Source organism: Bacillus cereus G9842, assembly GCF_000021305.1.
GTDB lineage: Bacteria > Bacillota > Bacilli > Bacillales > Bacillaceae_G > Bacillus_A > Bacillus_A thuringiensis_S.
Window position 1 is genome coordinate 3824092 of record NC_011772.1, and the last position, 23636, is coordinate 3847727.

Below are 23636 nucleotides of genomic sequence, written 5' to 3' on the forward strand. Positions count from 1 at the left end.
CTGTCTACAATAAAGTGTCAGAAAACTGAAATCGCTTTATTCTTTTTCGAAAATAGTAATGTTTATATGCCAAAATAAAAAATAAGCTGTATATTTACAGCTTATTTTTGAATCATATCTTTAATTGGCGCGAATGACTTTCGGTGTTCATCTAATACTCCATGCACTTCAATTGCCTCTAAATGTTGCTTTGTGCCATATCCCATATGTTGCTCAAATCCGTATTCAGGATACTTTTCTCCCAGTTCTTTCATCATACGATCTCTCGTTACTTTCGCAATAATAGATGCAGCTGAAATAGAAATACTTTTCGCATCACCTTTAATAATTGAGGTTTGCGGAATTGGTGTAGGAAGCTTCATCGCATCAATTAATAAATGTTGGGGTGTACAAGATAAATTTGCAACTGCATCTAACATTGCTTGTTTCGTTGCTTGGTAAATATTAATGTCATCAATAACTTGCGGTGATACAATTCCTACTCCAATTGCAATTGCTTGTACTTTTATTTCATCATAAAAACGCTCACGTTTCGCTTCACTCAGCTTTTTTGAGTCATTTAACCCTGGAATATAAAAATCCTCTGGAAGGACGACAGCTGCCGTCACAACAGGCCCAGCCAACGGGCCACGCCCTACTTCATCAATACCCGCGATATATGTGACCCCTTTTTCACGCAAAGCATTTTCATACTTGGACATTTCAAAAAAATTCTCTTTTTCTTTCTGTTCTAACTCTTTTTGTTTATACCACTTCAAAACGAGCTTTTGAACGCCTTTTCGCTCATCTTTCATTAACAGTTGAAAGCGATCATCTTCTTCATTCATAATTTCTTTCAATACATTTTCCGCTTCTTTTATCGTCATTTTTTGCATTTATACAAACTCCTTTTTAAACGTATCCAAAAAGAAAAGACGCACAAACGCACGTCTTATACTTCTTCTATTTTTTCCACATCTTCTACTTGCTCTGCAAACTCTTCCGGTGTTTCAAACGTCATTTTTCCAAGTTTGCCACCACGAAGCTCACGAAGTACAAGCTCAGATGTCTTATCATAATCAATCATTCCGCCGCCCATTAAGCAGCCTCTATTTTTTCCAATTGCATCGAATAATTCCACAATATCTTCTGGAATCTCATTTAAATTATAGCGTTCTTTCAAGCGTTCTGGATAATGTTTCTCCATAAAACGTAATGCGTAAACAGCTACATCTTGTAAATTTAAAATTGAATCTTTAATTGCACCCGTCGTCGCTAAGCGAAGACCCACTAATTGATCTTCAAATTTAGGCCACAGAATACCTGGCGTATCTAACAATTCCATTTCCTTCCCAACTTTAATCCATTGTTGAGCTGTTGTCACACCTGGACGATCTCCTGTTTTAGCAATATTTTTCTTTGCCAATTTATTAATTAATGTAGATTTACCAACATTTGGTATACCTACAATTAATGCACGAATCGCTCTCGGTCTAATACCTTTTGCAACCATTTTATCAAATTTTTCTTTAACAAGCACTTTACAAGCTGCTGCAATTTCTTTCATACCTTGTCCAGCTTGCGCGTTAATCGAAATTGCCATATGACCTTTTTCTTTAAAATATGCGATCCATTGTTTTGTTAAACGGTCATCTGCCATATCCGCTTTATTTAAAACAACAAGCCTTGGCTTATGTGTAATGATTTCATCAATCATTGGGTTTCGAGATGATAATGGTAATCGAGCATCTACAAGTTCAATTACAACATCAATTAATTTTAATTTCTCCGTTACTTGGCGTCTAGCCTTCGCCATATGCCCTGGAAACCATTGAATTACCATGTTGCCACCTTCTTTTTCATTTATTTCACAATACGTGCGTCTTCTAACGGCCAATATAACATATTAGCTTTACCAATTACTTGATCCATTGAAATCGTACCGATTGAACGGCTATCTTTACTAAAACGACGATTATCACCTAAAACAAATAATTGATCTTTTGGAACGGTTTTCTTGCCTGTCATTTCTTCAAGATTAAAATCATATGTAAGCGGTCCGTCAGCAATTTGCTTTTTCTGCTTGTCTAAATACGGCTCCTCATAAGCCTTTCCGTTAACATACAGCTTATCATTACGATACTCTATTTCATCGCCCGGTAGGCCTATAATGCGCTTAATGTAATCTTTATCTTCTGTTGCTCGAAATACGATAATATCAAATCGTTTCGGATCTCCAATGTGATAACCAATTTTATTTACAATCATTCGATCACGATCATGTAAAGTAGGTGCCATCGATACCCCGTCTACGAGAATTGGCGCAAAGAAAAACTGTCTAATAACACCAGCTAATACAACAGCAATCAAAATTGCTTTAATCCATTCCCAAAGTGAACTCTTCTCTTTTTTCATGCATTTCCCCTCCACGGTTATGTAAGCTGTTCGTATTATACCAAAATTTCATATAGATTGGAAAAAGGGAGCTTGTGCATTTACAAGCTCCCATACATGTCTTATCGAATTTCTTTAATACGTGCTTTTTTACCGCGAAGGTTACGTAAGTAGTATAACTTAGCACGACGTACTTTACCACGGCGAAGTACTTCGATTTTCGCGATTCTTGGCGTGTGAACTGGGAATGTACGCTCAACACCTACACCGTAAGAAATCTTACGAACTGTGAATGTTTCACTAATTCCGCCACCACGACGTTTAATTACAACACCTTCGAAAAGCTGAATTCTTTCACGAGTTCCCTCAACAACTTTTACGTGTACACGTAAAGTGTCACCAGGACGGAATGAAGGAAGGTCAGTTTTTAATTGGCCTTTTGTAATTTCTGCGATTAATTGTTGCATATTAAATTCTCTCCTTTAAACAGATGCTCTTATAAAGTCTTAATAAATTACAGCGGAACATCGTTAATACGGCTACTGATTTCAGTAGCACAAATGTTATAATAGCATATTACTAGGCCTGTTGCAATAGCAAATATATGAAGTTATTACTGCTCTCGCTTTATTTCCTCAAGCCATTTCTTCTCTTGTTTAGATAGATCTCTATCATCTAACAAATCAGGTCTACGCGTATACGTACGGCGCAAAGATTCCTTATGTCGCCATTCGTCAATATTTTTATGATTCCCTGACATTAATACATCCGGTACCTTCATACCACGAAAATCAGCCGGACGTGTATAATGAGGATGCTCTAATAAACCTGTACTAAACGAATCCTCTACTTGTGAAGCATGATTTCCTAGCACGCCTGGCAAGAGACGTACAACACTATCAGTAATAACCATAGAAGCTAATTCTCCGCCCGTTAATACATAGTCACCAATAGAAATCTCATCCGTTACGAGATGCTCACGAATTCGTTCGTCATACCCTTCATAATGCCCACATACAAAGATCAAATGTTCTTCCCCTGCAAGCTCTTCCGCTTTCTTCTGCGTAAATCTTTCGCCCTGCGGACACATTAAGACAACTCTCGGCTTACGCTCTGTCTCTTTCGTCAAATCTTCTACAGCGTCAAAAATAGGCTGAGGAGTAAGCACCATACCAGCTCCTCCGCCGTAAGGATAATCGTCTACGCTATTATGCTTACTTGTTGTATAATCACGAAAGTTAACAACACGAAGGTTTACCGCTTCCTTTTCTTGTGCCTTCTTTAATATAGAAGATCCAAATACACCGGTAAACATGTCTGGGAACAACGTTAAAATATCAATTTTCATTATAGCAATCCTTCCATTACATGAATGGTTACTAATTTATTTTCAATATTAACTTGAAGTACAACGTCATCAATATAAGGAATTAAGAGATCTTGACCCTTCGGACGTTTAATCACCCAAACATCATTTGCACCAGGAGAGAGAATCTCTTTGATTGTCCCTAGCGCTTCTCCTTCTTCCGTTACAACGCTGCAACCAATAATTTCGTGATAGTAGTATTCACCTTCAGCAAGTTCACCTAACTGCTCTTCCGGTACTTTTATTAAAGAACCTTTAAACTTCTCTACTTCATCTACATTGTTATATCCTTCAAATGTTAATAAATCGAATGTCTTATGTTGGCGATGAGAAGTTACCTTCACTGGAAGATAGTCTGTGTCTTTCTCATTCGATATGTATAGCGTGTTTCCTACTTTATATCGCTCTTCTGGAAAATCAGTACGAGAAATCACACGGATTTCTCCTCTTACTCCATGAGTATTTACAATTTTCCCTACGTTAAACCACTTTGTCATAAATAGTATGTCACCCCTGGTTTCTATATAAATTAAGCATCTCCATTTCATAGATGGAACATGCAATCTCTATTTAAATGTTAAAAAAGGGAGAGGAATAACTCCTCGCCCTTTTTACGTTTATTGAATTTCCAGTGTTACTTTTTCATCATTATGATGTCCCACTGAATACAAGAGCATTCGAATCGCTTTCGCAACTCTCCCTTGCTTTCCAATGACTTTTCCAACATCCTCAGGATGTACAGTTAATCGATACTTTATCTCTCCGTTGCAAAGTTCCTGTGTAACTTTTACATCTTCAGGATGATCGACAAGAGGCTTGACAATCGTCTCGACTAACTTCTTCATAGTCATTGCCTCAATTACTTACCTTGTTTAGATAAGTGGAATTTCTCCATGATACCTTGGTTAGAGAATAAGTTACGAACTGTATCAGATGGTTTAGCACCATTTCCTAACCATTTTAATGCTGCTTCTTCGTCGATCTTAACTTCAGCTGGTTGAGCAACTGGATTGTAAGTTCCGATTTCCTCAATGAAACGTCCGTCACGAGGAGAACGAGAATCTGCAACAACTACACGATAGAAAGGAGTTTTTTTAGCTCCCATACGTTTTAAACGAATTTTAACTGCCATTTATAAAGCACCTCCGAATTTATTTCACACAGATAATTATATTAGCAAAAAGACTATTGCTTTGTAAAGTATTTTTTCTTAACAGAGCCATCTTTTTTTCCTTACATGAATGGAAACTTCAATCCACCTAGTCCTTTTTTCTTGCCTTTTTGCATTCCCGTCATCGTCTTCATCATTTTTTTCATGTCATCGAATTGCTTAATTAGACGATTGATTTCTTGTACAGTTGTACCGCTACCTTTGGCAATGCGCTTTTTGCGACTAGCATTGATTATTTCCGGTTGTTCTCGTTCTAATTTAGTCATAGAACGAATAATTGCCTCAATATGCCCAATTTGTTTTTCATCAACTTGCGCATTTTTCAGCCCTTTAATTTTATTTGCACCAGGAAGCATTCCTAACAATTCATCAAGCGGTCCAAGTTGACGCACTTGTCCAAGTTGTTCTAGGAAATCGTCAAGCGTAAACGAAAGCGTACGCATTTTTTGCTCAAGTTCTTTTGCTTTCTCTTCATCAACTGTAGCTTGCGCTTTTTCAATCAATGTTAAGACATCGCCCATCCCTAAAATACGGGATGCCATACGCTCTGGATGGAACGCTTCAATTGCATCTAGTTTTTCACCCATACCAGCAAATTTAATCGGTGTGTTTGTTACAGCCTTAATAGATAATGCAGCACCACCGCGGGTATCACCATCTAATTTCGTTAATACAACACCTGTTAAACCTAACTGTTCATGGAAACTTTGTGCAACATTTACCGCGTCTTGTCCCGTCATCGCATCGACAACAAGGAAAATTTCATCCGGCTTCGCAACTTCTTTAACTTTCGCTAATTCATCCATTAGTTCTTCATCAATATGCAGGCGACCCGCTGTATCGATTAAAACATAATCATGATGATCTTCTTTTGCTTTTGCAATCGCTTGTTTCGCAATTTCAACAGGACTTACTTGATCTCCTAAAGAAAATACAGGCATGTCCAATTGCTTCCCTAATGTTTCAAGCTGTTTAATCGCTGCTGGACGGTAAATATCCGCTGCAACAAGCATCGGTTTACGATTATGCTTTTTACGAAGCAAATTCGCAAGCTTACCTGTCGTCGTTGTTTTACCCGCACCTTGCAGACCAACCATCATAATAACAGTCGGTGGCTTATTAGCAACAGCAATTTTGCTTTGCTCTCCGCCCATAAGTTCTGTAAGTTCTTCCTGTACAACTTTAATTACTTGTTGTCCAGGTGTCAAACTTTTCATTACATCTTGTCCGACAGCACGTTCAGACACACGCTTCACAAAATCTTTTACTACTTTAAAGTTAACATCTGCTTCTAAAAGAGCTAGACGAACTTCTCTCATCATTTCTTTCACATCGGCTTCAGAAACTTTTCCTTTGCCGCGGATTTTTTGCATTGTCTGTTGAAGTCGGTCGGCTAATCCTTCAAATGCCATATTGCCGCCCTCCTAATCTAATTTTTCGATAGCTTCAACAACTTGTTTCATTTCTTCATTCACATGCTCTTCTTCGCTGATTAGCTGTTTTAGCTTTGCAACAAGTCGCTGTCGCTCTTGAAACTTTTGAAGTAATACTAATTTTTCTTCATATTCTTCAAGCATCGCTTCAGTCCGTTTAATGTTATCATACACGGCTTGGCGACTTACATCAAATTCTTCCGCAATTTCACCAAGAGATAAATCATCTAGATAATAAAGCGACATATAACTTCTTTGTTTTTGCGTTAACAACGATTGATAAAAATCAAATAAATAGTTCATTCTCGTTGTTTTTTCGAGCATGTTGGATCATCCTTTGTTAAGTGATTTCCCTTTACATAAGTTAGTTTACATGGAGTCCAAAAGAGTGTCAAGTTTTTTTCTTAACATCATATATTTTTATAGAAAAAGAAGCGGAAATACCGCTTCTTTCGCTTACGCTTCTTCTGTTTCTACTAAGTTCGCAAATAAACCATACACATATTGTTCTGGATCAAACTGCTGCAAGTCATCCATTTGCTCTCCTAATCCAACAAACTTCACCGGTACATCAATTTCGTTACGAATCGCTAATACAATACCACCTTTAGCAGTTCCATCTAACTTCGTTAAAACAATACCTGTTACATTCGTTGCTTCACGGAATGTTTTCGCTTGGCTTAAACCGTTTTGTCCTGTTGTTGCATCAATAACAAGCAATACTTCATGAGGAGCACCTGGTACTTCACGCTCAATTACACGCTTCACCTTCTCTAACTCTTTCATTAAGTTTACTTTATTTTGCAAGCGTCCTGCTGTGTCACATAGTAATACATCTACCTTACGTGCTTTTGCAGCTTGTACAGCGTCATACATAACCGCCGCTGGATCAGATCCAGATCCTTGTTTAATCACTTCTACACCAACGCGATCGCCCCATACTTCTAATTGTTCAATCGCCCCAGCACGGAATGTGTCTCCTGCCGCCAATAAGACTGACTTACCTTCTGATTTAAACTTATGCGCCAGTTTACCAATTGTCGTCGTTTTTCCTACACCGTTAACACCAACAAATAAAACAACCGTTAATTGGTCTTCTTGCATATTAATTTCGTTACTAAAATCGCTGTCACCTTTGTAAATTCCTACTAGTTTTTCTGAAATAACAGCTTGTACTTCTTTTGGATCTTGAATGTTACGACGTTGTACTTCTTCTTTCAATTGATCAATTAATTCCATTACCGTTGCGACGCCAACGTCTGCACCGATTAAGATTTCTTCTAACTCTTCGAAGAAATCTTCGTCCACTTTACGGTAACGATACACTAAATCATTCACTTTATCCGCAAATGAATTTCTAGTTTTTTCTAATCCGTGTTTAAATTTCTCTGTAACTGTATCCGTTTGTTTTGAAATTTTTTCTTTTAGTTTTTTAAAAAAACTCATACTTTCCCATCCTTCCTATTCACTTGCAATAAGTTCTTCTCCGGCATCTAAACGAACCGAAACAAGTTTAGATACCCCTGATTCTTGCATTGTTACACCGTACAACACATCAGACTCTTCCATTGTACCTTTTCTATGTGTAATTACAATAAACTGCGTCTCATCACTAAATTTCTTTAAATACTGTGCAAAACGAGCTACATTCGCTTCATCAAGGGCGGCCTCTACCTCATCTAGTACACAGAACGGTACTGGGCGCACTTTTAAAATACCAAATAAAAGCGCAATTGCCGTTAAAGCACGCTCTCCACCTGAAAGTAAACCTAAGTTCTGCAATTTCTTCCCTGGCGGTTGTGCTACAATATCAATACCCGTATTTAGTAAATCCTCTGGATTAGTCATTACTAAATCCGCTCTTCCGCCTCCAAATAACTCAGAGAATACCGATTGAAACTCCATTCTAATGCCTTCAAACGTAGTAAAAAAGCGTTTTTTCATTTCTTCATCCATTTCGGTAATAAGCTGGTGCAATGTCGTTTTCGCTTCTTCTAGGTCGTCTCTCTGCTCTAGTAAAAATGTATGACGCTCCGCTACGCGTTCATATTCATCAATTGCCCCTAGGTTCACTGTACCTAACTCTTCTATGGATAATTTGATTAATTTTACTTTCTTACGCGCATCTTCTGCAGGCATTGTCATTGTATATTTTAGTTTTGCCGCTTCAAATGAAATCGTATATGTTTCACGTAAATGTTGTAATCTATTTTCCAACTCTACATCAAGTCGGTTTATTTTCACTTCTTGATCTTTCAACATTTCAATAATATATTTATGTTTACCTGTCGTTTCTTTCAAATTACGCTCTAAATGTTCTACTCTCTCTTGCAACGAGACACGTTGTTCGCGACGAGAGCGAATTAATTCTGAAGTTTGATTACGATCATACGCTTTCTTCTCAATCATATTCGTAATTTGCTCTTCACCACTTGAATTAGATGTCATTTCTTGTTTTAAGAAAGCTAAATCCTCTTTCGTTTTTACAAGTGTCGCATCCGTTTCTTCTTTTTCCTTCGTAAATCGTTCAACTTTTTCTTTTTGATTAGATAAGCGTTGTTGCTTTTCAGCTACCAGCACTTTTAACTCAGTCATTTCTTTTTGAACTTTTTCTTTTGAAGAATGTTGCTCACTTTTTTGTTTTGTTAAAGCTGCAATTTTACTATCTAACTCTGTGATATCAGCTTGAAGATTCGTTAAAATCCCTTCTAACGCCTCTTTACGCCCTTGTGTTTTTACTCGATCTTGTAAAAAACCTTCAATCTCTAAATCATAAATAGACAAGCGGTCATTAATACGATGTTCTTCTAATTCTAAACGATTAATCTCTTCTCTTAATTTCTGCTCATCTACACGCTCTGCTTCTACAGTTTGCCTTAGTTCGCGTATTTTCACTTCTTTTTCTTGAATCTCTTGTTTTACTGCTTTAACAAAGTTTTCTAACTTCGTTGTTTTTTCTTCCATATCAGTTAACTTGCGAGTCCACTCTTCCAGTTCACGTTGGCGTCCTAATAAAGAAGATTTCGCTTGTTTTACCGCTCCACCAGTCATAGAACCGCCAGGATTCACTACGTCCCCTTCGATTGTTACAATGCGATAACGGTATTGCAGTTGTTTCGCCAACTCATTTGCTCCGCGTAAATCTTTCGCAACAATAACAGTACCTAATAAATTTGAAACTACATTTTCATATTTATTATTGTACTGCACAAGTTCTGCCGCCACACCTACAAACGATGGGTGTTGATTTACAATGCGTAATTGCTCAAATGATAACGACCTACTTTTAATAACAGCTTGCGGTAAAAACGTTGCACGCCCATGTTTATTTTGCTTTAAAAATGCAATTGCATTACGAGCATGTTCCTCTGTTTGTACAACAATGTGCTGCATCGCTGCACCTAGAGCGATTTCCATTGCAACTTCGTATTCTTTAGGTACCGTTAACAGTTCCGCAACAGCACCCTCGATACCTTGCAACCTATTTTCTCTAGCTTTCAATACTTCACGTACACCTTGATAGAAGCCAGAATAATCTTCTTGCATCTCTTCAAGCATTTCTTTTCGAGAACGTGCCTGTTGCACAAATTGATATGCTTGATACAGTTTTGTTTCATTTTCACTATACTGCGTCTTACATTTCCCGAGCGCCGCCTCTGTCTTCTGTATGTTTGAGAGGATGCCAGCTACTTTTTCTTTCACTTGTTCGTAATTTTCTACAAGTTTCGTCTTTTTCGCTGTAATTTCCATACGCATTTCTACATATTTCGCATTCTCTTCATCCAGCCGCTCGTTTTTAGACGTTTGCTGTTTAGATTGTTCTTCAATCATAGATAATTCATTGCGATGACTAGCTTGTTGATTTAAAAGTTCAATATAGTCACCTTTTAAATTCTCAATCTGTTCCTCTAAATTGTCAGCAAAAGTAGCAAGCAGTTGCTCATTATCATGCAATTTTTGCTCTAACTCTTTTACTTCATTCACAAATTGCATTAAAGCTTCTGTACTTGACGCAATTTCACCATCGTAACTTTTAGCTTTCTCTGTTAATTCAACAATTAACTGCTCAAGTTGCGCACAATGCGTCGTAGCATTTTGCTTTCTCTCTTTTAACAACTCGCGCTGTCCTTCTAGTTTTTCTAGCTCTTTACTAGAAAGAAGAAGTACTTCTTGCAACGAATCTACAGACTCATCTACCGCTTGTAATTGTCCTCGTAATTCCTCAAGCTCTTCTTCACTTTTTTGTAAATCCGTTGACATTTTAGCTTCTTCGTCTTTATTATGCCCAAACTGATTTCGAAGCGCTTCCCATTTCTCATGCAATTCTTCAATTTCATGTACAATAAGCGCAGCTTCTACTTTCTCTAATTCTTCTTTATTCTCAAGATAATCTTTCGCAATAGAAGCTTGTCTTTCTAAAGGTTCTACTTGACTACTTAATTCATGAATTATATCTTGTACACGATTTAAGTTTTCTTGTGTTTCTGCTAACTTCCCTTCAGCTTTCTTTTTGCGAAGTTTGTATTTCAGTACGCCTGCCGCTTCTTCAAATACACCTCGACGCTCTTCTGACTTACTACTTAAAATCTCTTCCACTTTCCCCTGGCTAATAATTGAAAAAGCTTCTCTTCCCATACCAGAGTCCATAAATAAATCGATAATATCTTTCAATCTACATGATTGTTTATTAATATAAAAATCACTATCACCTGAACGAGATACACGACGTGTTACACACACCTCATTGTATTCAATTGGTAAACGTTGATCTTCATTATTTAAAGTTATTGTTACTTCAGCAACATTAACCGCTCTCCTCGTATCACTGCCTGCAAAAATAATATCCTCCATCTTTGCACCACGTAATGATTTTGCAGATTGTTCACCAAGTACCCAGCGAATCGCATCAGTAATATTACTTTTCCCGCTTCCATTAGGGCCTACTACAGAAGTTACACCTGGGACAAAATCAACAGATACACGCTCAGCAAAAGACTTAAATCCTGCTATTTCTAATCTTTTTAAAAACACGAAAGGCCTTCCTCCTATTCTCCGTTGCTATAACTGTTATCTATACAAAAACGAGCTATCATACGGATTTCCCTTCCTTTTATTCACAAACAAAAAGAAAGTTTCATTCTATGCATAAGGAATCCCCCTCATTCAAAGGGGGATTCCTTATAGTTGTTCTTTTAATTTTTTCAATGCTTCTGCAGCAGCTTGTTGCTCTGCTTCTTTTTTCGACTTACCACTACCAAGACCTAAAGCTACGTTATTTAACGTAACACGTGACACAAATTCTCGATTGTGAGCTGGTCCTTTTTCTTGCAAAATTTGATACTCAACATTGCCACTACCATCACGCTGAATCAATTCTTGTAACTGACTCTTATAATCCATCACATGAGAAAAAGCACCCTCATTAATTTTCGGATATACAATTTCTTTTAAGAATTCCCAAACTGTTTCTAACCCTTGATCAAGATAAAGGGCACCAATAAACGCTTCAAAGACATCCGCTAATAAAGCTGGTCGTTCACGTCCACCTGTCATTTCTTCACCTTTTCCTAATAAAACAAGGCTACCAAATGACAATTCGTTCGCAAAACGAACAAGAGATGGCTCACATACAATAGCTGCACGTAGTTTTGTTAACTCTCCTTCGCTCATTGTCGGATATTTTTGAAACAGATACTGCGATACAGTAAGTTCCAATACTGCATCTCCAAGAAATTCAAGACGCTCGTTATCTTCATGCGGTTTTTTTCGATGCTCATTCACATACGATGAATGCGTAAATGCTTGAATCAATAATTTTTCATCTGTAAACGTAATACCTATCTTTTCTTGAAACACTTTAAATGCTTCACGATATTTTGTTTCGTATTTTTTTTCTCTATATTTTCGGTACGGCATAGGTCCCTCCAGATATAAGCCAGAAAGCCCCGCTAAAAAACGGGACTTCACTTAAGCATTATAGATGACTCTCTATGTAAGTCACAGCATCGCCAACAGTAGCAATCTTTTCAGCATCTTCATCAGAAATTTCCATTTCGAATTCATCTTCTAATTGCATTACAAGTTCTACTACATCTAGGGAGTCTGCTCCTAAATCTTCCTTGAAGCTTGCAGCTGGTACTACCTCAGTCTCTTCTACTCCTAAACGATCAACGATGATTTTTGTTACGCGCTCTAAAACATCTGCCATTCCATTCACCTCCCCTCAAATATTATATTAAATATTGACCAAAAAAACTAGGTGAAATCGATTCTTTTATTACATTACCATACCGCCATCAACATTTAACGTTTGACCTGTAACATATTTGCTTTGATCAGAAGCAAAAAACGTTACAGCATTCGCGATATCTTGCGCTTCACCAAATTGAGCAGCTGGAATAACTTTTAACATTTCTGCTTTAATATTCTCATCTAGTACATCTGTCATATCAGTCGCAATAAAGCCCGGCGCAATTGCATTCACTGTAATATTTCGACTTGCTAACTCTTTTGCAGATGTTTTTGTTAATCCAATAACACCCGCTTTAGCAGCAACATAATTAGCTTGCCCTGGGTTTCCTATAACACCAACAACCGAAGCGATATTTATAATTCTACCGTGACGTTGACGCATCATATAGCGAGATACTGCTTTTGTACATAAGAATACACCTTTTAAGTTTGTATTAATAACTGTATCCCATTCTTCTTCTTTCATACGCATTAATAAATTATCTTTTGTTACACCAGCATTATTTACAAGAATATCAACTTGTCCAAATGTATCTACTGTTTGTTTCACCATATTTGTAACATCATCAGCATTTGCAACATCTGCTCTTACCGCAATTGCATCAGAACCTAATTTCTTAATTTCATCTACTACTTCATTTGCTTTTTGTTCATTACCTGCATAATTCACTACTACATTTGCCCCTTGTTTCGCTAAATCGATCGCAATCGCGCGACCAATTCCACGTGAAGCGCCAGTTACTAATGCTACCTTCCCTTTTAACATCAGTTTTCTCCTCTCAAATTTGAAATGGTATCTTTTAATGTCTCTTCATCATATATCGCATATGCTTTCACTGATGAATCAATCGACTTCATAAGTCCAGCAAGTACTTTTCCAGGTCCAATTTCAATAAATGTATCTACTCCCTGCTGCACCATACATTCAATAGACGGGTACCATAATACAGGCGAATAAAGCTGTTCGATTAACTTTTCTTGAATGTCTGCACCACGTGTAATAACATCCGCTGTAACATTTGCAATAACAGGAATATTCGTGTCATGAATTGTAATTTCATTTAAAACACTTTGGAACTTCTCAGCTGCCGGCTTCATAAGTGAAGAATGGAAAGGCCCACTTACTTTTAGTGGAATTGCTCTCTTTGCACCATTTTCTTTCGCTCTTTGAGAAGCAACCTCTACACCTTGCTTCGTTCCAGAAATCACAATTTGCTTCGTACTATTCATATTAGCGATTTGCACTGCATATCCTTCACTTGTTACTTCTTCTGTAACTTGTTTCAGCATATCTAGGTCAGCACCTAATATAGCTGCCATCGCACCTTCCCCGTCTGGAACAGCTTCTTCCATATATTCGCCACGTTTCCTTACAGCATATACAGCATCTTCAAAAGTTAATGCACCAGCTGCTACAAGAGCGCTATATTCACCTAAACTATGACCAGCGACAAAGTTAGGTGTAATGTCATACTCTTTCAAAGCTGTCAAAATAGCAAAACTCGTTGTTAATAATGCAGGCTGAGCATTTGTTGTTAATGTAAGCTTTTCCTGCGGTCCTTCAAAAATCACTTCTGAAAGTGAATCTTGTAACACCTCATCTGCTTTTGCAAACACTTTTGCAACCTCTTTATTATTCTCTGCTAATTGTTTACCCATTCCAACTGCCTGTGAACCTTGGCCCGGAAAAAGAAATGCTATTTTTCCCATTTCAAATCCTCCTCTTATTGGAGTGACTCTTTCTCCATTACGCTTGAAATTGTAGGAATTACTTCTTTCGCTACCATTTCTCTCGTTTGACGAATCGCACTAAATATCGACTGGTCATTAGAAGAACCGTGAGCCTTAATGACAGGTGCTTTCAATCCAAATAATGCAGCTCCCCCATACTCCGAATAATCCATTTTATCTTTTAATACCATAAGTTTTGGCTTTAATACCGCCGCTGCTAATTTGCTCGTAAACGAACTCATTAGTTGTTCTTTCAACATAGAGAATAGCGCAAGTGCTGTTCCTTCTAATGATTTCAACGCTACATTCCCTGTAAAACCATCACATACAACAACATCTGCTACACCTTGCAATAAATCTCTCGATTCAACGTTCCCAACGAAATTAATTGGCGCATCCTTAAGCATTGCAAATACTTGCTTTGAAAGCTCGTTTCCTTTTCCATCCTCTGTTCCAACGTTTAATAGTCCAACACGAGGATTTTCAATTCCTCTTACCTTCTCAGCATAAACAGATCCCATTACTGCATATTGATATAAATGAATTGGTTTTGCATCAACATTTGCTCCAACATCTAACATAACAAAACCTTTTCCATCTACAGTTGGCATTGTAGGCGATAAAGCTGGTCGCTCAATTCCTTCCATACGACCGACAACAAATAATCCAGCTGCCATTAAAGCTCCTGTGCTACCTGCGGATATACAAGCGTCTGCTTCTCCATCCTTTACTTGCTGTGCCGCAAGTACCATTGAAGCTTGTTTTTTTCGACGAACCGCTCTTACTGGTTCTTCCGTCGATTCTATTTTTTCGTCTGTATGAAGAATAGTAATTCGTTCATCACTCGTTAAGTATTGACGAATTTCCTCTTCTTTCCCTACTAACGTAATATGTAAATCAGAATATTCCTTAATAGCTTTCATTGCCCCTAATACTACAGCCTTCGGAGCGTGATCTCCGCCCATTGCATCTATTGCGATTTTCATAAGTTGTTACCTTCCTCACTATAATTACTAGATCGATACATTTCAAAAGTGCCTGTAAAAACAAGTTCTTCTCCAACGAAGCTACGCACTTTGACAACCGTCCGTCCCTTATCATTCTCTACGTCTTCAACACGCGCTTTTGCAACAACACGCTCTCCTAATTTTACAGGGCGAATATATCGAATGGTAGACTTTGCAGTTAAAGCTAATTCTTCATCAATAACCGCAACAGCTAGTGAGTTTGCTTGCGCAAACAGATGATGCCCACGGGCAATTTGATTTCTTTTAAATACATGTTCTACCTTTACTTCAAAGATAGAGATTGCATGTCTATCTAATTCAATATCAATAATTTCTCCGACAACCTCTTCTAACGGTAAAGATTTCACATCTTCTTCATGTTGCTTTGTAGCTACATGTTTAATTCTCTCTCTTAATTCAGGAATAGACAATTCCATACGATCCAGTCGTACTGTTTGTATACTCACTTGAAATTTTTCCGCTAAATCTTCATCCGTAATAAAAGGATTTGATTCGATTGTTTGTTGTAATAATTCTTGTCTTTCTTTTTTACTTCTTCTTTTCTTCATACCGCACCATCCATTTTTATGACTAGGTACTAACAGTAGTATATAATCATTGAAAGTAGAATGCAACAATTTTTTTGTTGACTCCCTTTAATCGAGCTTCTCTCCTTGGAACACACCTGTCCCATCAAGATACGTACGCAAGGCAGCGTATTGATCATTGTGCCAAAATGCTTCTGACTCTACTAGTATCGCCGCATCTTGCCTTGCTGTTTCTAACGCTCGATAATCGTGTACCATGTCAGCAACCTTAAATTCCGGTAAGCCACTTTGCTTACTCCCAAAGAAATCTCCAGGACCTCGTAATTCTAAATCTTTTTCTGACAATACAAATCCATCATTTGTTTCAGTCATTATGCGCATTCTTTCTTTTCCTGTTTCTGATTTAGGGTCTGCTATTAATAAACAATATGATTGTTCACTACCACGCCCGACACGCCCTCTAAGCTGATGAAGCTGCGATAAACCGAAACGTTCTGCATCATAAATAACCATCACAGTCGCATTCGGTACGTTCACACCAACCTCAACAACTGTTGTCGATACAAGAATTTGCACTTTATTTTCACTAAACTGTCCCATTATCTCTTCTTTTTCCTGAGACGATAATCTCCCATGCATCAATCCAACTTGGCATTTCCCTTGGTAATGATGCGTCAGCATACTATGTAAGTCGATAGCATTTTGCACATCAAGTTTCTCAGATTCTTCAATTAGAGGACAAATAACGTATGCCTGTCTTCCTTTTTTTATCTCCTTCTCAACAAAACCGAGGACGCGATCTAACATATCATGTTTTGCCCAGTATGTTTCAATCACCTTTCTCCCTGCTGGCATCTCATCGATTATTGAAACATCCATCTCTCCAAATGCAGTAATTGCAAGCGTACGCGGAATTGGTGTCGCTGTCATAAATAATACATCTGGACTTTCACCTTTCTCCCGTAAAACTCGGCGCTGCGCTACACCAAATCGATGCTGTTCATCCGTAATAACGAGACCCAACCTATGAAATATAACTTCATCTTGAATTAAAGCGTGCGTTCCAACAAGAATATCTATTTCTCCTTGTTCTAACTTCGCTAAAATGTCTCGTCGTCTCGCACCTTTAACAGAACTTGTTAGCAGTTCCACCTTCATACCAAAATGCGAAAACGTTTCAGCAAGCGACTGATAATGTTGCTCAGCTAAAATTTCTGTAGGAACCATTAAAGCACCTTGATAATGAGCTAATTTCGATGCATAAAGGCCAATCGCAGCAACAACTGTTTTCCCAGAACCAACGTCACCTTGTAATAGTCGGTTCATCCGATAAGGAGATGTCATATCTTTTAAAATTTCATCTACAACTCGGCGCTGCGCACCCGTTAACGGAAACGGCAGTGCATCGATAAATTCTTGTAATTCTACTGACGGAATCTCTTTCTTCGTCCCTTTTGAATTTTCCCTCTCCATTTTCCTCAGCGTTTGCATTTTCAGCTGAAATAAGAAAAATTCCTCATATACAAAACGGCGACGCGCTTGCTTTAAATCCTCCTGTCCTACCGGAAAATGCAAAGCCTTAAGTGCTTCATATCTTGGTAATAATTTATACCGGCCTAACAAACCATCCGGTAACACTTCGACTATAGAATCTCCATATTCCTTTAACGCTTGAGCAATAAAACGACGCATCTGTTTTACTGTAAGTTTCCCCTTTACTGAGTAAACTGGCTCCACTTCTTGTTGACGTACAACTGGCCCAAAATGAAGTTCTGATACAGCAATTGTTTGACGATGTTGATCCCATTTACCAGTAATCGTTACCGTTTCATCTAACGTTAATTTTTGCTTATAGTAAGGCCTATTAAAACATACCGCCGTAATTAAATAACGACCGACGAGAACACGAACTGTTAGACGCGATTTCTTCTTACCATAATATTGCAGCAAAGGAGCACTATGAACCTTCCCTTCAACCGTTACACGTTCATCATGCTTTACTTCAGCAAGATCTTTCATCGCATAATCTTCATAACGGTACGGAAAATGTTCTAATAGATGAGAAACTGTATAAATCCCCATCTCATGTAGTAACTCAGATGTTTCTCCTCCGATCCCCTTTACATCCGTAACAGGAACTTGTACAACATCATTCAAGATTCTCACACCCCGTCACATTATTTTCTTTATTGCATTTTATTTGAGTACCAATTAGCATCTGTAATCGCTCTCTTTCCCCTTATATATTCTATCATAGGCATTCTAAGAGAAACTACTCAAATCCCTTATATGAAACAAGTAAAAAAGAGCCTCACTATTAGCAGCAAGGCTCTTTTCTCTCTTCAATATGCTAGCCTTTTGAATAAAAACTAGTAATAAACTTCATATTACTACTCCTTATCCATTAGCAAGTAAGTAATCCATTTATTTTCAAAACGAATCTTATCTTATTCTACAGAGAAGATGAAAGAATACACTGGTTGGTTTCCAGCATGCACTTCTACTTCTGCATCTTCAAATTTCTCTTCTACAAATTCAACTAACTCCGCTACTTCTTCGTCAGTTGCATCTTCACCTTGTAGAATCGTTACGATTTCAGAATCTTCATCAATAAGCGCTTCTAGTAATTGCTTCGCAGCTCCTACTTTTTCAGCATTTGTAGATACAATTTTTCCATCTGCAATACACATGAAGTCATCTTTTTGAATTGCTACACCATCAATTTCCGTATCACGTACAGCATACGTAATTTGACCTGTTTTCACATGAGATAAAGCTTCTTGCATGTTTTCTTCATTCTCTTCTAACGTTCCAACTGGGTTAAATGCTAACATTGCTGCCATACCTTGAGGAACTGTTTTCGAACGAACAACAATAACTTCTTGATCTACAACTGATGCCGCTTGTTCTGCTGCCATTACAATATTTCCGTTATTCGGTAAAATAATGATTTTTTCAGCATTTGCTTCTTCAATTGCCTTCACGATATCCTCCGTACTTGGATTCATCGTTTGACCACCTTCGATAACTTTCGTTGCGCCGATGCTCTCAAATAAAGTTTTAATACCAGACCCCATTGCCACAGTTACGATACCATATGGTTGTTTTTCTTTCGATTGAGCTGGTTGTTCAGGAACCATAGCAGGTTCATCTAATAAAGCAGTATGCTGTTCACGCATATTTTCTACTTTAATCTTAATTAAACTACCGTATTTTTGCCCGTAGTTCATAGCGTCTCCAGGATGTTCTGCGTGGATATGAACTTTTACAATTTCATCATCAGACACAACTAGTAGAGAATCACCATATACACTAATATCTTCACGGAATTTTTGTTCAGAGAAATTATGCTCTCTCACCTTTTCAGCCTCTAATTTCACCATGAACTCCGTACAATATCCATACTTAATATCTTCTGTACTCAATTGGCTTTGTACACTACGGTGATGTTCTGCGCGTACCATCTCATTCATAGATGTTTGCGTCGGTGCATCAGAAGAAATCGTTTCTCCTTTTAAGTCAGCTAAAAATCCTTCGTATACCACTACAAGACCTTTACCACCGCTATCTACAACGCCAACTTGTTTTAATACAGGTAATAAATCTGGCGTACGATTTAACGATGCGTTTGCTTCTTTCACAACGTCTTCCATAAACAAAACAAAGTCGCGCTGTTTTTTCGCAACTGTTACTGCATATTTACCCGTTTCTCTTGCAACCGTTAAAATCGTTCCTTCAATCGGTTTCATAACCGCTTTATAAGCCGCCTCTACTCCAGCTTCTAGTGCTGCAGCAAAATCAACTGTTGTTAATTCTTCTTTTTGTTCAATGGATTTAGAGAAACCACGGAACAACTGAGATAGAATAACTCCAGAGTTACCACGAGCTCCCATTAATAATCCTTTGGCTAAACTTACGCCGACTTTACCAGCATGCTGTGAAGGATTTGCTTTCACTTCACGCGCACCTGAAGTCATAGATAAGTTCATGTTTGTACCGGTATCGCCATCTGGAACTGGAAATACGTTTAATGCATCAACAAGCTGAACATTATTTGTTAAATTATTCGCTCCTTGCATGATCATTTGTGATAAACGTTTTCCATCAATTTTTTGAATTGACACAGATTTTCCTCCTTAATGCACATTACAAGTTTATTACTTTAACTCCTTGTACGTAGATGTTTACAGAATCTACTGCTAGTCCTACAGTTTGATCTAGTGTATATTTCACTTTCGTCTGCACATTATGTGCCACTTCTGAAATTTTCGTACCATAGCTCACAATAATATACATATCAATATGTACTTCATCTTCATCTTTACGAACAATAACACCTCTAGTGAAGTTTTCTTTTCGTAAAATGTCTGTTAATCCATCTTTTAACTGATTTTTTGATGCCATACCTACGATACCGTAGCAATCTACCGCGGCACCTCCAGCAATTGTTGCAATTACATCTGTACTAATATCAATTTGACCGTACTTCGTTTTAATTTCAATTGACATCTCGTTTCCCCCTTCATAAATGGTGAAAGTGAGCTAGACTACTTTAGTTACTATCATATAATCTTTTTAAAGAAAATTCCATCGTTCTTTCTTTTCACTCTCATATTTTATGTTTTAAATTACACTTTTTTATGATGAGCAAAATAGTCCATTGTTATTATACAACATGTACCACTATAATATGTCAAGCAATTTTTATGGATTTTAACTTTTCTTCATTGACATATAGTGTCAAGTAAATTTTCTTGATTTCTTTTTTCTACGGTGTTGCATTCTCTTTTTAGTTGTGTTAAATTATAGTAGTGTTTTTAGCATCGCATAAAAGACTAACATTGAAAAATTACGTATGGTAAGGTATCAAGGGAGGGAAATATAAATGGCTCGTGTTTGTGCTATTACTGGAAGAAAAGCTCGTTCTGGTAACTCTCGTTCTCACGCAATGAACGCTACAAAACGTAAGTGGGGCGCTAACCTTCAAAAAGTTCGCGTACGCATCGACGGAAAAGTTCAACGTGTTTACGTTTCTGCTAGAGCATTAAAATCTGGCAAAATCGAACGTGTTTAATAATAAAAAAAAGAGCCGATAGGCTCTTTTTTTACTATAACAATGGAAAAAGCACCGGTGATAGGTGCTTTTTTAATCTTTTTTGAAGGTATTTAACATTGCACGAACAATTCCACCAAGAAATTTAGGTAACTTAATTGTATAAAATCTCATGGTTTCCCTCCTAATCCCCATTACTCCACTTGGTCACTATATGATGTAAGGAGCAAAATTGTTTCTTCAATCAGTGCTTCTTATCAACATTAATATGCCAGAAGTAAATGAAAAAGTACCTTTTTCCTCAACGAGTTCGTTACTAATACAAAGTGTTGATCCCCACTCTATTGTTTTATTAGTAAGAGGGTACTTAAAACCAAACAATGTAATCCCTTCCACTATTTCAGTAACTGGTACAAAAGATACATAAGGAAAATTTTTATTTTCTTCAATTATATGTGTACCCACTTTTTTAACTGTTATTTCATTTTTATTGTCCACAATACACATTTCTATCTCTACTTCTAACCCTTTTAAAAGCATTTGTATATTTGCCAAACCGTGATCAAGTCTTCCACCGGTAGCACCAAAAATACGAATTAGTGCCGGCTTCTGTCCTAATGCCCAGTTGATTGCAATTTCTAAATCCGTTTGATCTTTTTCCCGCGGAACAATATGTAATTCGTTCGTTTGCTGTCCCATCCATACTAATTCTTCTTCAGTAACTGAATCGTAATCTCCAAACGCAACAGCCGGGGTAATCCCTTTCTTTAATAGACGGTATACTCCCCTATCAACCGCAGCCCACACTACTTCCTCATTCTCATATCGAGCAAAATCTGCGCAATATTCCGAAGGTCCTCCTGCCAAAATATGAATAATCATTTTTTCTTCCCCTTCCATTGTAAAAAGGCAATCTGCCATTCGGTAGATTGCCTTTTTACATATTTTTACCCTATCCTATGAATACCTTACTAGGATAAAAGTTCATCACTACCCACGAATTACGCGAATTGCTTCACCGCGGTCTTTTTGATTGTATACTGCTGATCCAGCTACAAGTACATTTGCTCCTGCTTCCACACAAAGTCTTGCTGTTTCAGCATTTACACCACCATCAACTTCAATTTCTACTTCTAGATTGCGCTCTTTCACCATGTCTGCAACTTGTTTAATTTTCGGTAATACAGAATGGATAAACTTCTGTCCACCAAATCCAGGGTTTACTGTCATAAGTAATACCATATCTATATCTTCTAATACATGCTCAATCACTGAAACTGGCGTATGTGGATTTAATACAACGCCCGCTTTAATACCGTGAGATTTAATTAACTGAATTGTACGATGCAGATGTGGACACGCCTCTGCGTGAACAGTAATAATATCCGCTCCCGCCTGTGCGAAAGTCGGGATATAGTTATCAGGATTTTCAATCATTAAATGTACATCTAATGGTAATGATGTAATTGGACGGATAGCTTCTACAATTAATGGTCCAATCGTAATATTTGGTACGAAATGTCCATCCATTACGTCAACGTGAATGTAATCCGCTCCGCCCTTTTCTACATCTTTAATCTCTTCCCCTAATTTTGAAAAATCTGCTGATAAAATCGATGGTGCAATTTTAATCATAACTAATACCTCGGCTTTCTCTCTCTAATTTCTTCTACGAATTGTTTATAGTTCTTATAGCGATATTCTGTAATCTTCCCTTCTTCAACCGCAGCTTTCACAGCACATTTCGGTTCAGAAAGATGTGTACACCCTCTAAATTTACAGTATTGGCTCGCTTCTTTCAACTCTGGAAAACAATATGTAAGATCTTCTACTTCTATATCAATGAAATCTAGTGAACTAAAACCCGGTGTATCTGCTACTAGTCCACTCCCAATTGCAATTAATTCTACGTGTCTTGTCGTATGCTTCCCGCGTCCTAAATGGGAGGAAATATCATTTGTTTTCAGCTCTAATTCTGGACGTAGCACATTAAGCATTGAAGATTTCCCAACACCAGATTGACCCGCAACAACAGAAACACAATTTTCTAAGTATGGTTTTAATATATCAATACTTTCTGACGTATTAATAGAAGTAAATAAAACATCATAACCCATCTCACGATAATCATTCGCATAAGCTTCAACAGTTGCTTTCATCTTTTCATCTACTAAATCCATCTTGCTAATACAAATAATTGGCTTAATGTTATGATATTCAATCAGCACTAAAAATCGATCTAACAGTCCAGGATTAAAATCTGGTTCTACTGCAGAGAACACAAGGATCGCTTGATCGACATTAGCAATAGGAGGTCTAACAAGTTCATTTTTTCGATCAAACACTTCAAGCACATAACCTTCAGTTGGATTATCTGCCTGAAAAACAACTTGGTCTCCTACAAGTGGTGTAATTTTATTTTTTCTAAATACACCTCGCCCACGACATTGCGTAACCCCTTCTTCATGCTGCACGTAATAAAACCCACTTAAAGCTTTTATAATTTTTCCTTCTGGCATAGAATTCTCCTTTTTTTGTATAAGGTGATGCTGAATTTAAAAATGAATGGATTTAAATTTTCCAAATAACGATTTCAAAACCTACCATATATACTTTCGCTAATATACATTAAATCTTCCATTAAATGCAAAAAAATATTTACAGCTGCATCACTTTACTAGCTTTTTGAATCATATATTTTT

26 protein-coding genes are annotated in these 23636 nt (G+C 37.4%); 1 reads left to right on the forward strand and 25 read right to left on the reverse strand.

What is annotated here, in order from left to right:
* Window positions 1-101: 101 nt before the first annotated feature.
* From BCG9842_RS19080 to BCG9842_RS19180, 21 genes are all read right to left on the reverse strand, one after another.
* Window positions 102-875, reverse strand: coding sequence for a ribonuclease HII (locus BCG9842_RS19080; RefSeq protein ID WP_001171121.1), 774 nt, complete (start codon window positions 873-875; stop codon window positions 102-104).
* 56 nt (window positions 876-931) lie between these two features.
* A complete protein-coding gene (gene ylqF / locus BCG9842_RS19085; RefSeq protein ID WP_000236702.1) occupies window positions 932-1822 on the reverse strand; it encodes a ribosome biogenesis GTPase YlqF in 891 nt (296 codons plus the stop codon).
* Between the two features lie 20 nt (window positions 1823-1842).
* Window positions 1843-2394 carry a signal peptidase I gene (gene lepB / locus BCG9842_RS19090; protein ID WP_000711853.1) on the reverse strand — a complete coding sequence of 184 codons (552 nt, stop codon included), beginning with the start codon at window positions 2392-2394 and terminating at the stop codon, window positions 1843-1845.
* A gap of 101 nt (window positions 2395-2495) precedes the next feature.
* Entirely contained in the window at window positions 2496-2840 is a 345-nt protein-coding gene (gene rplS, locus BCG9842_RS19095) for a 50S ribosomal protein L19 (protein ID WP_001186516.1), read from the reverse strand.
* 146 nt (window positions 2841-2986) lie between these two features.
* Window positions 2987-3721 (reverse strand): tRNA (guanosine(37)-N1)-methyltransferase TrmD, encoded by a 735-nt coding sequence (gene trmD / locus BCG9842_RS19100; protein WP_000686901.1) that lies wholly within the window; start codon window positions 3719-3721, stop codon window positions 2987-2989.
* Window positions 3721-4236: a ribosome maturation factor RimM gene (gene rimM, locus BCG9842_RS19105; protein WP_000170272.1), complete on the reverse strand. Its 516-nt coding sequence runs from the start codon at window positions 4234-4236 to the stop codon at window positions 3721-3723. Before rimM ends, trmD begins: the two co-directional genes overlap by 1 nt.
* A gap of 120 nt (window positions 4237-4356) precedes the next feature.
* Complete coding sequence (locus BCG9842_RS19110) at window positions 4357-4584, reverse strand: KH domain-containing protein (RefSeq protein WP_000737393.1); 228 nt, start codon at window positions 4582-4584, stop codon at window positions 4357-4359.
* Between the two features lie 14 nt (window positions 4585-4598).
* Window positions 4599-4871, reverse strand: a complete 273-nt coding sequence (rpsP, locus tag BCG9842_RS19115; protein WP_000268748.1) for a 30S ribosomal protein S16 — start codon at window positions 4869-4871, stop codon at window positions 4599-4601.
* 101 nt (window positions 4872-4972) lie between these two features.
* Window positions 4973-6322 (reverse strand): signal recognition particle protein, encoded by a 1350-nt coding sequence (ffh, locus tag BCG9842_RS19120; RefSeq protein ID WP_000863460.1) that lies wholly within the window; start codon window positions 6320-6322, stop codon window positions 4973-4975.
* A gap of 12 nt (window positions 6323-6334) precedes the next feature.
* Window positions 6335-6667 carry a putative DNA-binding protein gene (locus BCG9842_RS19125; protein ID WP_000891062.1) on the reverse strand — a complete coding sequence of 111 codons (333 nt, stop codon included), beginning with the start codon at window positions 6665-6667 and terminating at the stop codon, window positions 6335-6337.
* Between the two features lie 132 nt (window positions 6668-6799).
* On the reverse strand, window positions 6800-7789 hold the full coding sequence (gene ftsY, locus BCG9842_RS19130; protein ID WP_000007640.1) for a signal recognition particle-docking protein FtsY: 990 nt from the start codon (window positions 7787-7789) through the stop codon (window positions 6800-6802).
* Between the two features lie 15 nt (window positions 7790-7804).
* Entirely contained in the window at window positions 7805-11374 is a 3570-nt protein-coding gene (smc, locus tag BCG9842_RS19135) for a chromosome segregation protein SMC (RefSeq protein ID WP_000478966.1), read from the reverse strand.
* 147 nt (window positions 11375-11521) lie between these two features.
* The gene (rncS, locus tag BCG9842_RS19140; RefSeq protein ID WP_001146875.1) at window positions 11522-12259 is read right to left on the reverse strand and encodes a ribonuclease III; all 738 of its coding nucleotides are present in this window, start codon (window positions 12257-12259) and stop codon (window positions 11522-11524) included.
* Window positions 12260-12317: 58 nt separating this feature from the next.
* A complete protein-coding gene (acpP, locus tag BCG9842_RS19145) occupies window positions 12318-12551 on the reverse strand; it encodes an acyl carrier protein (protein ID WP_000786062.1) in 234 nt (77 codons plus the stop codon).
* A gap of 69 nt (window positions 12552-12620) precedes the next feature.
* On the reverse strand, window positions 12621-13361 hold the full coding sequence (gene fabG, locus BCG9842_RS19150; protein ID WP_000911774.1) for a 3-oxoacyl-[acyl-carrier-protein] reductase: 741 nt from the start codon (window positions 13359-13361) through the stop codon (window positions 12621-12623).
* Window positions 13361-14305, reverse strand: coding sequence for an ACP S-malonyltransferase (gene fabD, locus BCG9842_RS19155; protein ID WP_000515908.1), 945 nt, complete (start codon window positions 14303-14305; stop codon window positions 13361-13363). Before fabD ends, fabG begins: the two co-directional genes overlap by 1 nt.
* Before the next feature lie 14 nt (window positions 14306-14319).
* On the reverse strand, window positions 14320-15312 hold the full coding sequence (gene plsX / locus BCG9842_RS19160; protein ID WP_000684100.1) for a phosphate acyltransferase PlsX: 993 nt from the start codon (window positions 15310-15312) through the stop codon (window positions 14320-14322).
* Window positions 15309-15902 (reverse strand): transcription factor FapR, encoded by a 594-nt coding sequence (fapR, locus tag BCG9842_RS19165; protein WP_000747349.1) that lies wholly within the window; start codon window positions 15900-15902, stop codon window positions 15309-15311. The genes plsX and fapR overlap by 4 nt, the downstream gene beginning before the upstream one ends.
* Window positions 15903-15989: 87 nt before the next feature.
* A complete protein-coding gene (gene recG / locus BCG9842_RS19170; RefSeq protein ID WP_001000822.1) occupies window positions 15990-18038 on the reverse strand; it encodes an ATP-dependent DNA helicase RecG in 2049 nt (682 codons plus the stop codon).
* 290 nt (window positions 18039-18328) lie between these two features.
* Window positions 18329-20005, reverse strand: a complete 1677-nt coding sequence (locus tag BCG9842_RS19175) for a DAK2 domain-containing protein (RefSeq protein WP_000027134.1) — start codon at window positions 20003-20005, stop codon at window positions 18329-18331.
* 22 nt (window positions 20006-20027) lie between these two features.
* Window positions 20028-20390 carry an Asp23/Gls24 family envelope stress response protein gene (locus BCG9842_RS19180; RefSeq protein ID WP_000021109.1) on the reverse strand — a complete coding sequence of 121 codons (363 nt, stop codon included), beginning with the start codon at window positions 20388-20390 and terminating at the stop codon, window positions 20028-20030.
* A 376-nt stretch (window positions 20391-20766) separates the two neighbouring features.
* Here BCG9842_RS19180 and rpmB point away from each other — a divergent pair, with 376 nt between their 5' ends.
* A complete protein-coding gene (gene rpmB, locus BCG9842_RS19185) occupies window positions 20767-20955 on the forward strand; it encodes a 50S ribosomal protein L28 (RefSeq protein WP_000124776.1) in 189 nt (62 codons plus the stop codon).
* A 72-nt stretch (window positions 20956-21027) separates the two neighbouring features.
* On the opposite strand, the gene spoVM is transcribed toward rpmB, so the two are convergent.
* From spoVM to rsgA, 4 genes are all read right to left on the reverse strand, one after another.
* Window positions 21028-21108: a stage V sporulation protein SpoVM gene (gene spoVM / locus BCG9842_RS19190; protein WP_001213599.1), complete on the reverse strand. Its 81-nt coding sequence runs from the start codon at window positions 21106-21108 to the stop codon at window positions 21028-21030.
* Between the two features lie 66 nt (window positions 21109-21174).
* Entirely contained in the window at window positions 21175-21855 is a 681-nt protein-coding gene (locus tag BCG9842_RS19195) for a thiamine diphosphokinase (protein WP_000752665.1), read from the reverse strand.
* A gap of 69 nt (window positions 21856-21924) precedes the next feature.
* Complete coding sequence (gene rpe, locus BCG9842_RS19200) at window positions 21925-22569, reverse strand: ribulose-phosphate 3-epimerase (protein WP_000589970.1); 645 nt, start codon at window positions 22567-22569, stop codon at window positions 21925-21927.
* Between the two features lie 2 nt (window positions 22570-22571).
* Window positions 22572-23453: a ribosome small subunit-dependent GTPase A gene (rsgA, locus tag BCG9842_RS19205; RefSeq protein ID WP_001113932.1), complete on the reverse strand. Its 882-nt coding sequence runs from the start codon at window positions 23451-23453 to the stop codon at window positions 22572-22574.
* Window positions 23454-23636: the final 183 nt, after the last annotated feature.